Below are 18882 nucleotides of genomic sequence, written 5' to 3' on the forward strand. Positions count from 1 at the left end.
GAAACTGGCAAATTAGCCAAGCAAGCGGATGGAGCTGTTGTCATAAAGTCAGGAAATATGATGTTGCTAGCCACTGTGGTAGCAAACAAAGAGGCCAAAGAAGGAGTAGATTTCCTTCCATTATCTGTAGATTATCAAGAAAAATTTGCGTCTAACGGACGTATTCCAGGTTCTTTCTTAAAAAGAGAGGCCCGTCTTTCTGATTATGAAATCCTTATCTCGCGTTTAGTAGACCGTGCATTACGTCCTACTTTCCCGGATGATTATCATGCAGATGTTCAAGTTTTGATCAACTTAATTTCAGGTGATGCTGAAGTTTTACCAGATGCTTTTGTTGGCCTAGCAGCTGCTGCTGCTCTAGCCGTATCAGATATTCCGTTCAACGGACCTATTTCTGAGGTACGTGTCGCAAAAATCAATGGTACATATAAAGTCAACCCGAGCGTTAGCGAATTAGCCGGCGCCAGCCTAGAATTAATTGTTGCTGCAAATGCAAACGATATTTTAATGGTCGAAGGTGAAGGAGATGAAGTTTCAGAAACAGAAATGTTAGAAGCTTTACGCATCGCACATGATGCCATCAAAATTCAATGTAAGGCATTAAATGAGTTAACTGAAGCGTGTGGAAAAACAGAAAAACGTACGTATTCACACGAATCACACAACGAAGAGTTGCGTGCTGAATTGTGGAAAAACTACTACGAGAAGTATTTGGCAGTAGCTAAATTAGCTAATCCAAAGAAAGAGGAGCGTAAAGCTGGCTTCAAAGCCATCGTAGATGAATTTATCGCTTCGTTGCCTGAAGATCATTTGGTTAACCTTTCGTTAGCAAAAACATATTTACACGATATCGAAAAAGAAGCAGCTCGCCAACTAGTTTTGCAAGAGCGCTACCGTTTAGATGGCCGTAAATTGAACGAAATACGTCAAATCACGTGTGAAGTAGATTATTTACCTACTCCGCACGGTTCTTCAGTGTTTACTCGTGGAGAAACACAATCTTTGACTACAGTCACACTTGGAACTAAGATGGATGAGCAAATCATCGATCAACCAATGACGCAGGGATACAATAAATTTATGTTGCACTACAATTTCCCAGGTTTCTCAACAGGAGAAGTTAAGCCAAATCGTGGGGTAGGACGACGTGAAGTAGGACATGGTAACTTGGCCATGCGTGCGATTCGTAAGGTTCTTCCAAAAATGGAAGATTTTCCGTACACATTACGTATTGTCTCAGACATCTTGGAATCAAATGGTTCTTCGTCGATGGCAACAGTGTGCGCAGGAACATTAGCTCTTATGGATGCTGGTGTCAAAATCAAAGCGCCAGTTTCAGGTATTGCAATGGGTTTAATCTCGGATGCAAAAACTGGAAAATATGCAGTTCTTTCCGATATTTTAGGAGATGAGGATCACCTGGGTGATATGGACTTCAAAGTAACAGGAACTGAAAACGGAATCACAGCTTGCCAAATGGACATTAAGGTTCAAGGTTTGTCATACGAAGTTTTAGCTGAAGCGTTAACGCAAGCCAAAGAAGGCCGTTTGCATATTTTGAATGAAATGAAAAAGGCTATGCCTGCCGTTCGTGAAGAATTCAAGCCACAAACTCCACGTGCTACCGTTATTAAGATCCAAAAAGATCAAATCGGTTCAGTAATCGGGCCAGGTGGTAAAGTTGTTCAAGATATCCAAAAGCAATCCGGTGCCACAGTAACCATCGAAGAAAAGGAAGACGGAGGATACGTAAGTATATTCTCTTCAAATGGAGATGCTATGGCACATGCGGTTCGCATGGTGAAAGGAATCGTTACACTTCCAGAAGTAGGCGAAATCTATGAAGGAAAAGTGAAAAACATTCAAGCGTTTGGTGCTTTTGTTGAGTTCTTACCGGGAAAAGACGGTTTGTTGCACATCTCTGAAATTTCATGGGATCGCATTGAAACGATGGACGGTGTTTTCAAAGAAGGAGATCGAGTTCAGGTTAAATTGGTAGAAGTAGATAAGAAAACGGGTAAATTCCGTCTTTCTGCAAAAGCACTACTACCAAAACCAGAAGCAAGCGCTGAATAAATTATTTATGGGCAAAAGAAAACCTTTTGCCCATTCAATCTGTTGTAAAATCCTATGAGACAGCTAAAAATTAGCAAACAAATTACCAACAGGGAAAGTCAATCTCTTGACAAATACCTGCAGGAAATCGGTAAGGTGGATTTATTGACACCGGATGAAGAGGTAATACTCGCACAAAAAATCCGAGAAGGAGACCAGTTATCATTAGAACGTTTGACGAAAGCCAATTTACGTTTCGTGGTATCGGTAGCTAAACAATACCAAAATCAAGGTCTTAGCCTTGGTGACTTAATAAATGAAGGAAACTTAGGTTTGATCAAAGCAGCACAACGTTTTGATGAAACTCGTGGATTTAAATTTATCTCATACGCTGTATGGTGGATTCGTCAGTCTATCTTACAAGCTTTGGCTGAACAATCTCGTATCGTTCGTTTGCCATTGAACCGCGTAGGATCACTAAATAAAATCTCGAAAACATTTTCTGAACTCGAGCAAAAATTTGAACGCGAGCCTTCTCCAGAAGAATTAGCCGAAGTATTGGAAATTTCCACCGGCGAAGTTGTCGATACCCTAAAGATTTCTGGTCGGCACGTTTCTATGGACGCACCATTCGTTCAAGGTGAAGAAAATTCATTGTTAGACGTTTTAGAAAATGATTCAGAGGATAAGCCAGATTCGGGTTTAATCAACGATTCATTACGTCGCGAAGTTCAGCGAGCATTGTCTACGTTAACTCAACGCGAAGCTGACGTTGTAACCTTATATTTTGGCTTAAATGGTGAGCACGCGATGACCCTTGAGGAAATCGGTGAAAAATTCAACCTAACACGCGAACGCGTAAGACAAATTAAAGAGAAAGCCATTCGCCGCCTCCGTCATACGTCACGTAGTAAAGCCCTAAAAACTTATCTTGGATAAATCAAAAGCCTCTTATGAGGCTTTTTTTTGCTATGGCATACCCTGATGGAATTGTGGATTTGATTGATGGTTTGCACCAACAAGGTGTAAATGAGGCAATCATATGCCCAGGTTCGCGAAACGCACCTATTATGTTGGCCTTAGTTCGCCACGGTGGATTTCATTGCTATTCCATTTCAGATGAACGTTCTGGTGGTTTCTTTGGTCTCGGTCGCGCATTGAAAACGAAAAAACCAGTTATACTCTGCTGTACATCTGGATCTGCGGGTCTCAATTTCGCTCCGGCTATAGCCGAAGCATTCTTTCAAGAAGTTCCAATCATTGTGTTAACAGCAGACCGACCAGCCGAATGGATTGGTCAGTGGGATGGTCAGACTATCTATCAAGAAAATCTTTTCGGCAAGCATGTCAAACATGCCGAAAGCTTCATTCCCTATCAACCAAATCAGCTCGTGGAGAAAGCCATGGCATTTCCACAAGGGCCAGTACACATGAATATACCCATTGCTGAGCCGTTCTATCCAACAAGTGGAGAGGCATTACCGCAAATTCGGGAACCTCAGGCAGTTGAAGCCTATAAAACCCCTGAATTAGATACTGATTTTGATGTAAATCCAGATGCTTCACTACTTATCACCGTTGGCCAAAGACAATTCAATCAAGCTGAGAATAAATTATTTGCCCAATTGGCGCTCAAGGGGATACCCGTTGTAGGTGATGCAACAGCAAATCTACCTTCGGAATGCCAACTGCATCATGATTTAATTTGGGCTAATGAAGCGAATTTATCTTCGTTCCAACCAGAATTTCATATTCATTTTGGTAAATCGTTTGTTAGCAAACGCATTAAACAATTTCTAAGAACCCATAAGCCCAAAGCATCATGGTTAGTGCACCCCAATCCCATCGGAAAACCTAATCCATTTCAATGTCTAACAAGGGTAGTTCATGCAGAAACAAACTCGGTTTTAGAATCATTGTGCCAACAAACCCTGAGGGGGGTGTCGGCTATAAATAGTGCCAAAAACAGGATAGAGGATATACAGGGCGCGTATTTTAAAAAAGAAAGCTGGTCCGAAATAGTTATTTATAACCGATTGATTGGCGCCATTGACTCACCAAATTCGGAGGTTCATGTGGCAAATTCATTGGCTATTCGATACATCAACTGGACGGAAAAAGTATTTACTCAAACTGAAGTGTTTTCCAATCGAGGTACTAGTGGAATCGATGGATGTCTAAGCACGGCGATTGGAGCGAGCCAAAAAACAACAAAATTAGTTATCTCGCTGATAGGTGATGTGGCTTTTCAATACGACCGAAATGCACTATGGAATTCGTATGTAGGTTCGAATGTTCGTATCATCATTTTCAACAATGCTGGTGGAGGAATCTTTGGCATATTAGATGGAGCTAAAGACCTGCCAGAGCTGGGTGAATTTATGATAACGCATCAGTCATTTAAAGCTAAAAATACAGCTATAGATGCTGGAATAGACTACTTCGAAGCTCATAATTGGAATGAATTAAATCAAGAACTAAGACATTTTTTTGAGCCAAGCAATCGAGCTAAAATCTTAGAAATTTGTACCGCTTCAACTAAAAATACGGAGGAATTACAAGCTTACATGAACTTATTCAAGCATTGATTTTTTTTGAATTCGCTCCCAATTTTTCACATATAATGGGTTTTTAGGATCAACAGCTAATGCTTTTTGAACATATTGCTTCGCCAGTTCCCAATGCATCCGCTGAATCTCCACATATCCCAAATTATTATAAATTAAGTCTTGATATTTTCCTTGCCGCAACGCGCGTTTGAACATCTTTTCCGCTAAATCCAATTGATTTAATTCTTGAAAAACCACACCTTGATTGATCATCGTTTCTACCGAAAGGGAATCAATAGCTAGTGCTCGATCATACGAAACCATCGACTCATTCCACATTTCCTTTTGCATCTGAATATTGCCGTGAAGTGTCCAATTAGCCGCAGAATCAGGAAAATTCTTGATTAGTTTAGCCGATTCAGTAATGGCCAAATCATATTTTTCCAAATTTTGAAGAGTTTCAGCCAATTTAAACAGGGCAGGGGCAAATTTGGGATCTTGCGTGTAAGCAATTGTAAAATCAGCTAAGGCCTCATCATTTTTCTCGAGCTGTTGGTATACTAAACCCCGATTATAATACGCATCTGGAAATTCCTTTTGCTTCTTAATTGATTCTGTATACCACTTAATAGATTCAAAATATTCCTTTTCTTTAAATTTGGCGTTACCGCGCAGAAAAAAATCAGATGCTTCTTTTTTTGAGGTGTCTGATTGACAAGAGACTACTAAAATCGCAAACATGCATAGAAAGAGGTACCTCATAATGGATATAATTTTTATCTTTGTGCCTCAAATTTAATTAATTAAGATGGCATACGCAGAAATGTTAACCGATAAAGGGTTAATGAAAATCGAATTTTATACAGAGGATGCTCCACTTCACGCAAAAAACTTTATGGATTTAGCTGAAAAAGGGTTTTATGATGGACTGACTTTTCACCGAGTAATTGCAGATTTTGTCATTCAAGGAGGCTGTCCAGATGGAACTGGAGCAGGTGGCCCTGGTTACTCAATCCCATGTGAATTAACTGGAAATAATCAGTTTCATGATCGTGGAGTGCTTTCTATGGCGCATCGTGGATTAAATACGGGAGGATCCCAATTTTTCATTTGTCACTCTCGTAACAACACAGCGCACTTAGACCGTAAGCATACATGCTTTGGTAAAGTTATTGAGGGCTTAGACATAATCGATCAAATTCGCGAAGGGGATGTGATTCAAAGCGTTAAAATCATTCACGACTAGTGCATTTTATTAAAGAAATACCGCATGAAAATATGCGAATCTCACTTTTTGAATGGAACTCAAAATATATTTTGAAATTTGAGACGCCTCAACTCGAGCAAAGTTATAAATTCTCGGTTCTAGACTTTTCAGGCCAAAAAGAAATAGAGGAGCTGGCATCCAGCTCCTCCTTTCAAAATTTTGTCATAACCACCTTTCAGCAGATGTATGCTGAAATGGGGAAACAAATCAATTAAAGACTCAACCACTTTTTGCGTAACATCAATTGAGAATCAGTTGGATTGTCAACTGATTTAACCTCGAAAGCTTTCAAAGGAGTTTGCGTCACTTTCAGTTCAAAAGAACGCTCTAAACCGTCACGCTTAACTTTAAAAGTTAGTAAATCACCCACTTTCTTGTCGGCCATTAGCTTATCTAATCCAACAAAATCTGTTTGGTTTACCTGTACAATTTCATCACCTACATTCAATCCTGCTATAAATGCTGGACCGGCTTTTAAAATCGATGTAATGCGATTGTTTAAAACCGCTAAACCCACATAAGGTATTGATTTGCTTAGATTTGTATCAGTCCATGAATAACCAAATTTGGCAAAAATACTCGCATAATCCGGTGTTTTAATACCATAAATATGGTCCTTGAAGAATCCAGCAGCAGATGTACCGGCCACTGTACTGAATGCATTCTCTAATTCTGAGTCGGTAAAACCACGCCCTTGCTTCAAATAATAGTTCGTATAAAGCAATTTAAATACATCGTCTAAACACTTGGCACCAGCTGTTTTTTGAATAATCCACATGTTTAAAATACCCCCAAGTAAGGATCCCTTGTCATAATATGAAACAGAGGAGTTGCGCGAATTTTCGTTTGGACGGTAGTATTTAATCCACGCGTCCCAACTAGCGGAAGCGGCAGATTCAACAGATGCACCAGGTGTGTTTTCAACGGAAGAAATGTCTTTACCCAGATCAATTAAATATGCTTCCGATGAAACCATTTTTGTCCGAAGATTGATCACTTCAGCATAATAACTAGTTATACCCTCAGAAAACCAAAGATTGTGCGTGTAATTTTCTTGTTCATAATCGAATGGCCCCAAGGCAATTGGACGAATACGCTTCACATTCCATAAGTGAAAATACTCGTGCGCTAATAAATTTATGACACCTTGGTAGCCGCCAGGTGTTTCATAGGCTGTTCGAGAAACGGAACACGTAGTCGAATACAAATGCTCCAATCCACCTGTACCACGTTGAATGTTATGAATAATAAATAAATAATGGTCACAAGGATGCGTGCCAACCACATTTTGGGCTTCTTGCGCCATCTTAGTTACATCGGCGATAAATTTGACAGAATCTACTTTAGTTTGGCCAAAGAATGCAATTTGGTGTGGAATGTTATTGACTTTAAAATCCCAAACCTTATGATTGCCTATTTCAATAGGTGAATCAAACAATTCATCCAAATCTTTGGCGATATACTTGAAGCCACTGACATTTTTCAGGGCGGTTGACACTTTTTTAAAGTCCTTGTGCGGAATAATTTCAAGTTCCTGTGGACCTTTTGCCCATTTCGCGACATACATTAGCATATTGGCAGGGTTAATATAGCCATGTATGTCATCTAAAAATGAGGTACGTACCGACAATTCAAATGCATATACCAAATAATTTACTTGCACTTTTTTCATGCCAGGAACAATAAAAATCCGCCACGTATTTTTAGAAATTTTGTTGATAGGTAAGGAATTCCCATTTGCAGTAGCACTAACCTGCTCCACATTCCGGGCGAATTCACGAATCAAATAGGACCCTGGCGTCCAAGCTGCCATCTTTAAGTCAATAAATTTAGCCGTTTCTTTACTTACGTCTAACGTGGTACTAACTTCAAAATAATGTGACTGAGGATTTGACATTTGAATCAGGTGCTTAATCGGAGCAGCACTTAATTCAAATCCCAGAAATAAAATGCTTAGGATTGCTAATTTCTTAAGATACATTGAATTTTTGTTTTATAGGATGAAATAGAAAAGTTAAAATTAGTAAAATAGGCCGTATCTCCAACGAAATAGCTATTAATTGGTCGGAAGCACCTAAAATAAATCAATTGCCTCAAACAATAATTTGAAAGAAAAATCGTATTTTTGATGCAATGTGCATGTTGTAACCATATTCAAATGAATAACCATTCAAGATCGACTAGCTGGATCACAGCAATACTTTTTTTCTGCATGAGTTTGGGGGCTTTTGGCCAACAAACACTTAGTTTCAAAGATCATACGTTACATTTCCGCCAGGCCAAAGAATACTTTGATGCGAAGAATTATGTAGCTGCACGGGAAGAGTTTAATGCATATCTCGAAAGTATTGAGCCATTAAGTAATGAGCAAGCAGGCCAAAAGGTATTAGCTGAATATTACATGACGATGTGCTCGTTGTATATGAGCCAGCCTGAAGCGGAAATATTAGCCGAGCGTTTTGTAGCCAATAACCCGGAACATCCACAAGCCATCAAATTACTTCGTGGAATAGGTACGTTTTTCTATGACAATGGCGACTATGCTAAAGCAGTAAAATACCTGAGTAAATCATCCGAAACAAATTTAGAGGCCAAATACAAATTAGCTGTTTCATACTACGAACTAAAAAACTTTGTGGAAGCATTACCTTATTTCAATGAAATTAAGGTGGAACAAGAAGAAGAATATGCACTTTCTGCAGCATATTATGCAGCTGTCATCCAATTCAATGATAAACGTTATGCTGATGCGGCGCCAGATTTTCAAAAAGCAGAGGCGAGTAGCAAATATCGTAGGGAAATTCCAAATTGGATTGCCCTTTGTTATTTTAACCAATCCAAATTCAATGAATTATTGAATTACGCTGAACCTATTTTAGTCAAAAAGAACTCTGGGTACCGCTTAGATGAATTATCACAGTTGGTGGCCGACGTCCAATTCAAATTAGAGCGTTTCGATAAAGCAGCGAAAAGCTATGAGGTACTCATTAAAGCAACAGGTAATAAAATCAATCCTGTTTCTCAATATCGGTTAGGCTATTCCCTTTACCGGATCAAAAAGTTTAATGATGCGGCCATACAATTGAAAGGATTAGCTAGTCAAAAAGATTCATTAGGCCAATATGCTGCGTTTACACTTGCTCTCTCTCAGTTAAATGCTGGGAATTTGGCAGCGACGTTAGAGGCATTTGATTTAGCGAAAAACTTAAATTTTAATTCGCTGATTCAGGAGGAAGCATTTTATAACCACGCCAAGGTACAATTAGACTTAGGTCGGGCATCAGAAACAATCCAAGAAATTCAATTATTCACGGCAAAATTTCCTAAAAGCAAATTTGCTGAAGAAGCTGTCGAACTAGTTGCGGATGCATTTTTACATGCAGATAACCTCAAAGTTGCTTTGGAATATTTGCAAGGCTTAACAAACCGATCACCTAAACTGAATGAAGCTTATCAAACCTTAAGTTATAATTTAGGAGTTCGCGCCTATAACGAAGAGCATTTCGATGAGGCTATTAAGTTATTTGATATTTCAATTAATACGCCTCAAAAAGCACAATACACCCAATTAGCGTTACTTGGAAAAGCAGAGAGCTTGTCTCAATTAAAGCAATTTGAAGAAGCTATTGAATTATATAACCCGTTGTTGAGTGGTAAAGGCCAAACAGAAGATTTCATCCAACAAGTTCGCATGGGTCTTGCGTTTGCGTATTTTAATACGAAAGATTTCACAAAGGCCAACAACCTATTTAAGGCGTATGTAGATCGATTAAAAGCAACGCCAAACTCAAAAAATAATCCAGCAATTTTAATTCGTTTGGCTGATACGTATTTGATTTCACGTAAATATCAAGATGCCTTAACGTATTATTCGCAAGCTGCGGAAATAGCTAAAAATGAAAAAGATTACGCTTTGTATCAAAAAGGGATGACCTTAACTTATTTGAATCGTGATGCTGAGGCAAGACAAACATTTAAGCAAGTTCGCATGAATTTCCCTGATTCAAAATTTGCAGAAGATGCGATTTTTCAGGAGAATATAGTATTATTCAATGGCCTTAAATATAAAGAGGCCATTATTGGATTTACTGAAATAATTGATGCCAAAACGAAGAGTGAGTACCTAGCTCAATCAATTTTAAAGCGTGCTCAAGCGTATACGAACAATGAGCAATTTGAGTTAGCACTTAGCGATTACAAGCGCATAATCAATGAATTCTCTGGAGATAAAATTGCAAAAGATGCCTTGATCGGCTTACAAGAGAACTTGATCAAAGTAGGCCGTCCAGAGGAGTTTGGTCAAGTATTAGAAAATTACCAAGCGAGTCATGCAGCAGAATCCAATGATGCAGAGGCAATGGATTTAAAATATAGTGCAGCAAAGGGGATTTATGATGGAAAGAAATTTGATAAAGCGATTCCTGCATTAAAAGATTTTGTTACTAAGTATCCAACTGATGAGAATGTCGTGGAAGCCTATTATTTAATTGCTGATGCGGCTGATCAAATTAAGGATTCTACGGAAGCAGTTGCAGCCTACAAGAAGGTTATTGAGCAAAATGCGCACCCACAAGTAATTAAAGCTATTTTACGTACGGCTGAATTGGAGTTCAATCTAGGGAATTATCAGTCTTCGGTTAATTATTACCGCATGCATCAAGCGAAAATTAAAGAACCGGAAAATGTGCTGATGGGATATACGCAGATCTTTAATGCCTTTTATGCAGCAAAGAATTTAGATTCTGTGGGAAAAGTTATTTTAGAAGTTGAACCCTTAGACTTGTATTCAACAACAGAATTAGCAACGATGAGTCGGAAATTAGCCGATGCGTATTCGGATAGTACGCAAATAGGCCAACGTAACGAATGGCTAGCAAAAACAATCGCATTAGACAAAAATGATATAGGTGGTGAGGCACAGATTGAATTAGCCATGCAATTAAGTCAAGGAGGTAAATACAAAGAATCCAATGAGATGATTACAACCAAATTCAAAAATGAGTTCGCAGATGTATCTGATGGGGTAATTGGAAAAGCTTATGTCTTGTTGGCCGAGAACTTTGTATTGCTAAAAAATCTTGCACAGGCACGTGCAATCTTGAAATCGATCATTGATAATTCAACGGACAATGCTATTGTTGAAGTTGCCAAATTAAAGTTAAAAAGCTTACCCCTTAAATAAGAGAACATGAAAATTGAAATGAACGCAAAATCAATAATCCTTTGCAGCTTATTTGGAATCTTTGGGGTACAGACGCAAGTTGGGGCTCAAGATAAAAAAGAAGGTAATATTCAGAATGATGATATCATTTTAGAGAAGGAGCGTAAAATTGTACTTCAGCCACAAATATCGCGCAATTTTGAACCTTTATCAGAAATTGAGAATACGCAAAAAGGGCGTAAAATGAAATATGAGTTCTTTGATCGTCGGTGGGAAACTGCCAACAAAACGATTTTGACTACATCGGTAATCGGACCTCGAACAGGGGATGAGTTGGTTTCTTCTTTTGGGCCCAAGTTTATGAATTTAGTGAAAATTGGAGCAGGTAATTTTGGCCATACGACATTAAATGGTCATTTTGGATTTAATCCAAAGGAAACTCAGTTTCATGGATTGTACATAAATCATGATGCAAATCGCCGCGGTCCCATTGGGGGTGGGAATTCCGGACGGAATGAAAATGAAGCAAAAGCCTATTCAAAAACGTTCACGGGAAACTATTTATTAGATGGTCAAATTAGTTTTAGGCGTATAGGTAATCACTACTATGGCCGCGATGAGCGTATTTTTGATGGAGGAGGAACTATTCGTGATTTTGATATTAACTACAATAAGTTCAACTATTCAGGGAGTATTTCAAATGCTAAAAAAGATGCCAAATTTGATTACATCGCATCTTCAGGATTAACATATTTAAGTACAAATTACAATACCCGCGAATGGATTTGGGATAGCAAAATTCAATCAATCTTACATGTAAATGATAATTTGTCTGCCTACTTAGTGGGTGAAATGAACATGTCAGAGAACACCTTTGGACAAACAAATCGCCGGGAGTTATACCGCATTAAGCCGAGTTTCTTGTATAAAAACAACCGAATATCAGTGACGGCAGGTATTAATTTGGCCAATGAGAAAGATAAATTATTGGGTTTAAATAAAACGCGTTTATTTCCAATCGTGAAATTAGACGTCAAACCTACGGATTTCATACATGTGTTTGTTGGCATAGGCGGTGAAACCTATTTCAATTCATTGAACCAATTTGCTGCAGAAAACAATTGGATGGCGCAGCAAGTAAATTTGCGAAACACCGTTCAAACATCTAATATTTACGGTGGGATTAAAGGATCCAATGAGCGGAACTTAGACTTTGAGATGAAGGTATCTTACTCTGAATTTAGTGATTTAGCCTTTTATATTCCGGCGAGTGATTCAACGCGCTTTGACATTAAGTATGCAGGGGGAGACAAAAAAGTACAAGTTTTGAATTTATCGGGGCAAATTAATTATCAGACCTTTGACAAAGTATTATCGATTTTAAAGTATGACTATAATCAATATACGAATATAGATTTCGCGGAAGGAAATGCGGTTTCTAAGCCGATGCTGAGTTTATCATTTACTAATTCGATAACTTTTAAGGATCGTATTATCGTATCTCCAGATTTATTTTACGTAGGTGGGCTTTATGGCATGCAAGCAAAAACAGGGAAATCCATTAAAATGGATGACATAATTGATTTGAATTTGAAAGTAAATTATCTGATTACAAAAAAATTCAATGCCTCGGTTAGCGCAAATAATTTGTTGGGTAAAGAATATCAACGATATTTGAATTACGCTACGCAGGGTCTAAATTATACAGTAGGAGTAGCTTATTCATTTTAGTTCACATGCAAGAAACGATTATATCCCTTATTGAAGAATCATTATTAAGCTACGATTGTGTGATTATTCCACAATTTGGGGGTTTTGTATTGAATACAAAAGATTTCATGTTTGATCAATCAACATCAACCATTTATCCGAAGCGCAAGTGGGTTGCATTTAACGAGCGTTTACGTGCTGATGATGGAATCTTAGCGATGGCTTTGGCTCAAAAATATGGAATGAAACAAAAAGATGCATTTAAGGAGATTCATGCATTTGCTCTTTCTTTAAATCAGCGAATACAAGCAGGCGAAGAGGTTGTCCTAGGAAAAGTAGGAACATTCACATTACGTAATGAATCAAAAATCAGTTTTGAGCCTAATCCAGAAACAAATTTTGATTTAACTCAATTTGGGCTTTTGCCGGTGCAGATTAAATCGCAGAAAGTAAAGCCTACATTAATTCCAAGTCCGGTAGCCATTTCCATGGTAGATGCGGAACCTATAATTCCCGAGGTTAAAGAAAAGCGTTTATCTTTCAAATTTTACACCTATGTCATCTTAGCATTTTTAGTAGGTGGCACGGCAGCTTACTTTTTAACAGAACCAAATTCGCGTTATGTGAATAGTTCATTGAGCCCTTTAACCATAAAAATCAAGAAAAAGGAGAAGGTGGCTACACCAATTACGCCTATAAAATCAGTCACTGTAGCTACGCCCGCTTCGGTGGAAGTTAGTGAAAAAGTTGAACCAGTGATAGAGGAGAATATTTATTTAGTAGCTGCAAGTTTTTTAACGGAGAAAAAAGCAGCGATCTGTCAGTCGGAATTAGTCGGCAAAGGCTTTTCTGAAGTTGAAATCATAAAAAAAGAAGCAGGAGAAAAGCATTTTCGGGTGAGCATAGGACGTGTGGCCAATTTTGATTTGGGTTACCAAAAGGCCGCTGAATTAAAGAAAGATAAGAAATTAGATATTTGGGTGTTTAAAAAACAATAGTACTGATGAGTTTAGCATATTCAGATAAAAAATTCGAAAAAAGCAATCAGCGTAAAGCGTTGGTCATAACATTAGTAATCAATTCGCTATTGTTTTTGCTGATTTGGCAAGTGAAAATATGGAATGATTCACCTAATCCACCTGCTATTCCTGTGCAAGACGCAGGAATTGGTGAAATTAGTTTTGAGCAAGAAGCTCCGGCGCCAGCACCAGCCCCTAAGAAAGAAGAATTAACACAATCAACTGCGGATGCGGTGCAAACGACACCTACACCAGCGCTAACTAGTACGGTATCAAGTCCTGTTACTATAAAAACACAACCGCCCGTACCTGTAGAACCAAAAGAGGTGGAAGAGCCAGTGGATTTAACATTAACACTTGGAAAACGCAGTCAAAAACAGGGAACTGCCGCAGGAGCCGGTGGCGGAACTGGCACAGGTGCAGGATCTGGTAAAGGATTAGGGACGGGTCTTGGTGGTGGCGGACGTGGTTCTGGAAATGGTTCAGGTCAAGGGGAAGGAAAAATTGCACAAGATTGGACATTTGATACCAAAGCATTGAATGGAATCGAAAATGGATCTGAAACCGGAGAAATCACCTTTTTTATTCGGATTAATGAGCGAGGGAATGTAACTGAAATTCGTATTGATCGGACCAATGTAAAACTTACATTGGCAGAGCGCTATAAAAAACTCATCAAGAATTCCCGTTTTTACCCACGTAGTGAGGGTATTTCACGCGGTGCGAGTGGGTTTAAAACGATTAAGATTGTCCCAACAAACTAATTTAAGTCTATTTTGACTCGTATGACTTACGAAGAGGTTGTTAACTTCTTGTATGCGCAACTTCCCGTATTTCATCGAGAAGGAAAAAAAGCATTCAAGCCAGGATTAGCGAATATTCAACAATTAGCTGCGAAAATTGGAAATCCACAGCAGCATTTTAAATGCTTACATATTGCTGGGACCAATGGAAAGGGTAGTTCATCCCATTTTATGGCATCTATTTTGCAAGAGAACGGATTTCGTGTAGGACTTTATACATCTCCCCATTTAAAATCTTTTACAGAACGCATTAAAGTCAATGGGCAGGAAGTTTCCAAAGAATGGGTAGTCGCTTTTTTCACTAAACATCAATCACTTATTTCAGAAATAAGACCGAGTTTTTTTGAATGGACGGTACTTATGGCCTTTGCTTTTTTTAAAGAACAAGGCGTAGACTATGCGGTGATAGAAACTGGATTGGGTGGTCGCTTAGATTCGACGAATATCATTGAACCCATCGCTACCTACATTACGAATATTGGCTATGATCATCAAGATATTTTAGGAGAAACGTTGCCAGAAATTGCCACAGAAAAAGCAGGTATCATCAAAAGTCAAATTCCTATATTAATCAGTGAGCGGCAGGATGAAGTAGAAGAGGTATTTAAGTCAACGGCACAAGCATGTGATGCATTTTTAAATTTTGCGGATGAACTTGTACAAATATCAGCTGTAGAACAAAAAGGAATAGAGCTTCATTTAGTCGCCAAAACAGAGCTCTGGGGTGATTTGAAAATTGAAAGTCCTTATGCAGGAACCTATCAAGTTAAAAATTTGCGTGGTGTGATTGCTTGGTGTACTCAGCTGTCTAAAAGGCGTGTTTTACAGCTTTCAGCACAATCGATTCAACACGGAATAAAACTAACAAGACAAAATACCTCGTTGCGTGGGCGCTGGGAAGTGATAGTTCGGAATCCGTGGGTTGTGGCGGATACGGCACACAATGCAGCAGGCATTTCAGAGGTACTTGGTCAAGTAAACCAAATGAAAATCAATCAGCTTCATATCATTTTGGGTATGGTAGCAGATAAGGATTTGGATCGCGTATTAGCTTTGTTCCCCAAAGATGCGCAGTATTATTTTACCCAAGCATCGAATCCGAGAGTTTTATCTGCAGGCGAACTTCAAGCAAAAGCGAATGTTTATGGATTACGAGGAGACATTTATGCCAACGTCAATCTTGCTTTAGCTTCAGCGCGTGAAACGCAAGCAGATTTTATTTTAATTACAGGCAGTACGTATATGGTTGCTGAATTAGCTGAATAAATTTTGAGTAGAAGAAAAATATACAAGTACGAATGCGCCGAGCAATTGGCTAATGTTATTCAACATCCCAAGCATTTTTTTGAAAATTGTCAAGGAAAATGGATGTCGGACTATTTTTTGAATTCAAATCCAATTGTACTTGAAATCGGATGTGGTCGCGGGGAATACACGAATGGTTTAGGGAAATTATTTCCATCCAAAAATTTTATTGGTGTAGATATCAAAGGGGATCGCCTTGCTGCGGGTGGCCAACAAGCAGAAGCGATGCAACTTACCAATGTGGCATTTTTGCGCATTCAGATTCAATTTATTGAAGACTTCTTTCTGCCAAATGAAATTGATGAAATATGGATTACTTTTCCTGATCCACGCATGAAAGACCGAGACGAAAAGAAGCGGTTGACTTTTCCATTTTACTTAGAAAAATATTTACGCTTATTAAAACCGAATGGTATAATTCATTTAAAAACGGATTCATCTGAATTTTTTGAATATTCATTGGCTCAATTCCAAGCGTATCAATTACGAAGCTTAGCTGAAACAAAAGACTTATACACATCAATTTGGAATGAGGATCACTTTGGAATTAAGACCCGATTTGAGAAAATATGGTTCGATAAAGGCTATACCATAAATTATGCACGGGTAGAAAACAAAAAAGAGGCCTAAGCCTCTCTTTTGAAAATGATATAGAACTAATTATCCTACACGTGCAATTAAATCAGCAGCACGAGAAGAATAACCGAATTCGTTGTCATACCAGCCAACAACCTTAACTAGGTTACCCATAGCAGTTGTTAGTTTAGAATCCAAGATACATGAGTGTGGATTTCCGATGATATCGATAGAAACGATTTCGTCTGTTGTAAATTCCAAGATACCTTTCATTGGGCCATCAGCAGCGGCTTTTAAAGCAGCGTTGATTTCAGCAACGGTAGCATCTTTCTTCAAGACAACTGTAAAGTCGGTAACTGAACCATCTGGTGTAGGAACGCGCATTGCGTTTCCGTCCAATTTACCTTTTAAGTGTGGCAATACTAAACCAACTGCTTTTGCAGCTCCAGTAGACGTTGGAATGATTGAGTAAGCAGCAGCACGTGAACGACGTAAGTCTGAATGCGGAGCATCTTGTAAGTTTTGGTCAGCAGTATACGCGTGAACCGTAGTCATAAATCCTTTTTCGATACCAAACGCATCATCCAATACTTTAGCCATTGGAGCTAAACAGTTTGTCGTACAAGAAGCATTTGAGATAATTGTCATGTCGTCAGTCAAGGTATCATCATTTACACCTAAAACCACTGTAGGAATATCACCCTTAGCAGGAGCGGAGATAATAACCTTGCGCGCACCAGCTGTTAGATGTTGGCCTGCACCTTCTTGATCAATAAAACGACCAGTTGATTCTAAAACTACATCAATTCCTAAAGTTCCCCAAGGTAATTGCTTTGGATCACGCTCAGCAAAAGCTTTAATAACGTGACCGTTGACAGTAATACTATCAGCATCTGAAGTAACAGTTCCGTTAAAACGTCCGTGAACTGAATCATATTTCAATAAGTGTACTAACGTAGCATTGTCCGTTAAATCATTAATTGCTACTATTTCTACATTATCCTTTTCCAATAAACGACGGAAAGTAAGTCGACCGATGCGACCAAAACCATTAATGGCAACTTTAATTTTTCTCATTGAATGAATTAATTTGATTTCCTTAATAAATTCAAAAATAGCCATATTATGGTATAATTCCAAGAAGTGTACAAGAATATCATGATTTAAACGATTTAAAACAATAAAAAACATTTGTAAATCGAACAAATCTAATTTAGTCAAAAAGCTAATTAATAAATTTTTACGTCATTTTATCTCGGATACGTTTTTTATTCAAAAATATTTTGCATATTTGAGTAAGGAAATGCTTCGCAAATCGAGTGGGGCAGGGGAGTGACAGATTGTCACTTGTTTATTTGGCTAATTTTCGAGCCTTTTTTCACAATATATTATTTGGAATAAATTATCAACTAACTGATAATCAGTAAGTTAGCTTATTTAAGTTTAAGTTAAATTAGTGTTAATTTTGGCCTTGTATTTGTGGCAAATGAGTGGTCGACTAAGAATTATTTGACTTATAAGGCCTGATAAAAATCTTTTATTGGTAATTTGCGCTCTCAAAATTTTGCATACATATTATATGAATTCAGTAGAACAGATCATTTTAGCGGCCTGGGACAAACCAGAGACGCGTAATACACCAGAGGTAATTGCGGCGATTGAACAAGTTGTTGCTTCAGTTGATGCGGGCGAACTACGTACCGCTGAACCTAAAGCTGATGGCTCATGGCAGGTAAATGAGTGGGTAAAGAAAGCCATAGTGATGTATTTCCCTATTCGTCAAATGACCGTGAGTGAGGTTGGCATTTTTGAATACCATGATAAAATGCGTTTAAAAACGAATTATAAGGAATTAGGTGTTCGTGTTGTTCCGCCTGCAGTAGCGCGTTATGGCGCATTTTTGGCGAAAGGAACAATTTTGATGCCCTCTTATGTGAATATTGGAGCGTATGTTGACGAAGGAACCATGGTTGACACTTGGGCGACTGTAGGAAGTTGCGCACAAATCGGAAAACATGTTCATTTAAGTGGTGGTGTGGGAATTGGTGGAGTACTTGAACCACCTCAAGCAGCTCCCGTGATTATTGAAGATGGTGCCTTTATCGGCTCTCGCTGTATCGTAGTTGAAGGTGCGCACATCGGTAAAAGGGCTGTTTTGGGTGCTGGTGTAACCATTACAGGTTCTTCTAAGATCATTGATGTAAGTGGTCCTGAACCTGTAGAATACATAGGCTATGTACCTGAAAACTCAGTTGTTATCCCAGGATCAATTCAAAAGAATTTCCCAGCAGGAACGTATGGTGTACCATGTGCACTCATTATTGGTAAACGTAAAGAGAGTACAGATTTGAAAACATCATTAAATCAAGCCTTGCGCGAAAATAACGTGGTAGTCTAAACCAAAATCTATCCTTACCTTTACAGCCCGGTTTACTCA

At 38.5% G+C, this 18882-nt stretch carries 15 protein-coding genes; 12 read left to right on the forward strand and 3 right to left on the reverse strand.

Going from position 1 to position 18882, the window contains the following annotated elements; translation table 11 throughout:
• From pnp to menD, 3 genes are all read left to right on the forward strand, one after another.
• Positions 1-2076: polyribonucleotide nucleotidyltransferase (pnp, locus tag AC1W6K_RS07005; RefSeq protein ID WP_481946934.1), on the forward strand; the 2076-nt coding region annotated here is incomplete at its 5' end.
• A gap of 54 nt (positions 2077-2130) precedes the next feature.
• Positions 2131-2994, forward strand: coding sequence for a sigma-70 family RNA polymerase sigma factor (locus AC1W6K_RS07010; protein ID WP_377982372.1), 864 nt, complete (start codon positions 2131-2133; stop codon positions 2992-2994).
• A gap of 14 nt (positions 2995-3008) precedes the next feature.
• Positions 3009-4643 carry a 2-succinyl-5-enolpyruvyl-6-hydroxy-3-cyclohexene-1-carboxylic-acid synthase gene (gene menD, locus AC1W6K_RS07015; RefSeq protein WP_481946935.1) on the forward strand — a complete coding sequence of 545 codons (1635 nt, stop codon included), beginning with the start codon at positions 3009-3011 and terminating at the stop codon, positions 4641-4643.
• Here the strand turns inward: menD and AC1W6K_RS07020 are convergent.
• The gene (locus tag AC1W6K_RS07020) at positions 4629-5366 is read right to left on the reverse strand and encodes a tetratricopeptide repeat protein (protein ID WP_481946936.1); all 738 of its coding nucleotides are present in this window, start codon (positions 5364-5366) and stop codon (positions 4629-4631) included. The two genes, menD and AC1W6K_RS07020, sit on opposite strands and share 15 nt — an antisense overlap.
• A gap of 46 nt (positions 5367-5412) precedes the next feature.
• On the opposite strand from AC1W6K_RS07020, the gene AC1W6K_RS07025 reads away from it, so the two are divergent.
• Positions 5413-5850 (forward strand): peptidylprolyl isomerase, encoded by a 438-nt coding sequence (locus AC1W6K_RS07025; protein WP_481946937.1) that lies wholly within the window; start codon positions 5413-5415, stop codon positions 5848-5850.
• The gene (locus AC1W6K_RS07030; protein WP_481720271.1) at positions 5850-6086 is read left to right on the forward strand and encodes a hypothetical protein; all 237 of its coding nucleotides are present in this window, start codon (positions 5850-5852) and stop codon (positions 6084-6086) included. The genes AC1W6K_RS07025 and AC1W6K_RS07030 overlap by 1 nt, the downstream gene beginning before the upstream one ends.
• Here AC1W6K_RS07030 and AC1W6K_RS07035 read toward each other — a convergent pair.
• A complete protein-coding gene (locus tag AC1W6K_RS07035) occupies positions 6083-7852 on the reverse strand; it encodes a M61 family metallopeptidase (RefSeq protein WP_481946938.1) in 1770 nt (589 codons plus the stop codon). The genes AC1W6K_RS07030 and AC1W6K_RS07035 overlap by 4 nt on opposite strands.
• A gap of 177 nt (positions 7853-8029) precedes the next feature.
• Here AC1W6K_RS07035 and AC1W6K_RS07040 point away from each other — a divergent pair, with 177 nt between their 5' ends.
• From AC1W6K_RS07040 to trmB, 6 genes are read left to right on the forward strand one after another with little or no spacing between them, the layout of a single operon-like run.
• Complete coding sequence (locus tag AC1W6K_RS07040) at positions 8030-11053, forward strand: tetratricopeptide repeat protein (protein ID WP_481946939.1); 3024 nt, start codon at positions 8030-8032, stop codon at positions 11051-11053.
• Positions 11054-11059: 6 nt separating this feature from the next.
• Complete coding sequence (locus AC1W6K_RS07045; RefSeq protein WP_481946940.1) at positions 11060-12763, forward strand: TonB-dependent receptor; 1704 nt, start codon at positions 11060-11062, stop codon at positions 12761-12763.
• Positions 12764-12768: 5 nt separating this feature from the next.
• Positions 12769-13740, forward strand: coding sequence for an HU domain-containing protein (locus tag AC1W6K_RS07050; protein ID WP_481946941.1), 972 nt, complete (start codon positions 12769-12771; stop codon positions 13738-13740).
• A 5-nt stretch (positions 13741-13745) separates the two neighbouring features.
• Complete coding sequence (locus AC1W6K_RS07055; RefSeq protein WP_481946942.1) at positions 13746-14525, forward strand: hypothetical protein; 780 nt, start codon at positions 13746-13748, stop codon at positions 14523-14525.
• Between the two features lie 21 nt (positions 14526-14546).
• On the forward strand, positions 14547-15830 hold the full coding sequence (locus tag AC1W6K_RS07060; RefSeq protein WP_481946943.1) for a bifunctional folylpolyglutamate synthase/dihydrofolate synthase: 1284 nt from the start codon (positions 14547-14549) through the stop codon (positions 15828-15830).
• A gap of 3 nt (positions 15831-15833) precedes the next feature.
• The gene (gene trmB, locus AC1W6K_RS07065; RefSeq protein ID WP_481946944.1) at positions 15834-16499 is read left to right on the forward strand and encodes a tRNA (guanosine(46)-N7)-methyltransferase TrmB; all 666 of its coding nucleotides are present in this window, start codon (positions 15834-15836) and stop codon (positions 16497-16499) included.
• 30 nt (positions 16500-16529) lie between these two features.
• Here trmB and gap read toward each other — a convergent pair whose 3' ends face one another.
• A complete protein-coding gene (gap, locus tag AC1W6K_RS07070) occupies positions 16530-17522 on the reverse strand; it encodes a type I glyceraldehyde-3-phosphate dehydrogenase (RefSeq protein WP_481946945.1) in 993 nt (330 codons plus the stop codon).
• A gap of 502 nt (positions 17523-18024) precedes the next feature.
• Between gap and AC1W6K_RS07075 the strand changes: the two genes are divergently transcribed.
• Entirely contained in the window at positions 18025-18843 is an 819-nt protein-coding gene (locus AC1W6K_RS07075; RefSeq protein ID WP_481946946.1) for a 2,3,4,5-tetrahydropyridine-2,6-dicarboxylate N-succinyltransferase, read from the forward strand.
• The last annotated feature ends 39 nt before the right edge of the window (positions 18844-18882 follow it).

This window comes from Aquirufa sp., assembly GCF_964796385.1.

Bases quoted from the DNA above. Each gene is read 5' to 3' on its own strand.
- AC1W6K_RS07035 (WP_481946938.1), bottom strand. From the start codon at position 7,852: ATGTATCTTAAGAAATTAGCAATCCTAAGCATTTTATTTCTGGGATTT.
- gap (WP_481946945.1), bottom strand. From the start codon at position 17,522: ATGAGAAAAATTAAAGTTGCCATTAATGGTTTTGGTCGCATCGGTCGA.
- AC1W6K_RS07060 (WP_481946943.1), top strand. From the start codon at position 14,547: ATGACTTACGAAGAGGTTGTTAACTTCTTGTATGCGCAACTTCCCGTA.
- AC1W6K_RS07025 (WP_481946937.1), top strand. From the start codon at position 5,413: ATGGCATACGCAGAAATGTTAACCGATAAAGGGTTAATGAAAATCGAA.
- AC1W6K_RS07050 (WP_481946941.1), top strand. From the start codon at position 12,769: ATGCAAGAAACGATTATATCCCTTATTGAAGAATCATTATTAAGCTAC.
- AC1W6K_RS07010 (WP_377982372.1), top strand. From the start codon at position 2,131: ATGAGACAGCTAAAAATTAGCAAACAAATTACCAACAGGGAAAGTCAA.
- menD (WP_481946935.1), top strand. From the start codon at position 3,009: ATGAGGCTTTTTTTTGCTATGGCATACCCTGATGGAATTGTGGATTTG.
- AC1W6K_RS07045 (WP_481946940.1), top strand. From the start codon at position 11,060: ATGAAAATTGAAATGAACGCAAAATCAATAATCCTTTGCAGCTTATTT.
- AC1W6K_RS07020 (WP_481946936.1), bottom strand. From the start codon at position 5,366: ATGAGGTACCTCTTTCTATGCATGTTTGCGATTTTAGTAGTCTCTTGT.
- AC1W6K_RS07075 (WP_481946946.1), top strand. From the start codon at position 18,025: ATGAATTCAGTAGAACAGATCATTTTAGCGGCCTGGGACAAACCAGAG.
- AC1W6K_RS07040 (WP_481946939.1), top strand. From the start codon at position 8,030: ATGAATAACCATTCAAGATCGACTAGCTGGATCACAGCAATACTTTTT.
- AC1W6K_RS07055 (WP_481946942.1), top strand. From the start codon at position 13,746: ATGAGTTTAGCATATTCAGATAAAAAATTCGAAAAAAGCAATCAGCGT.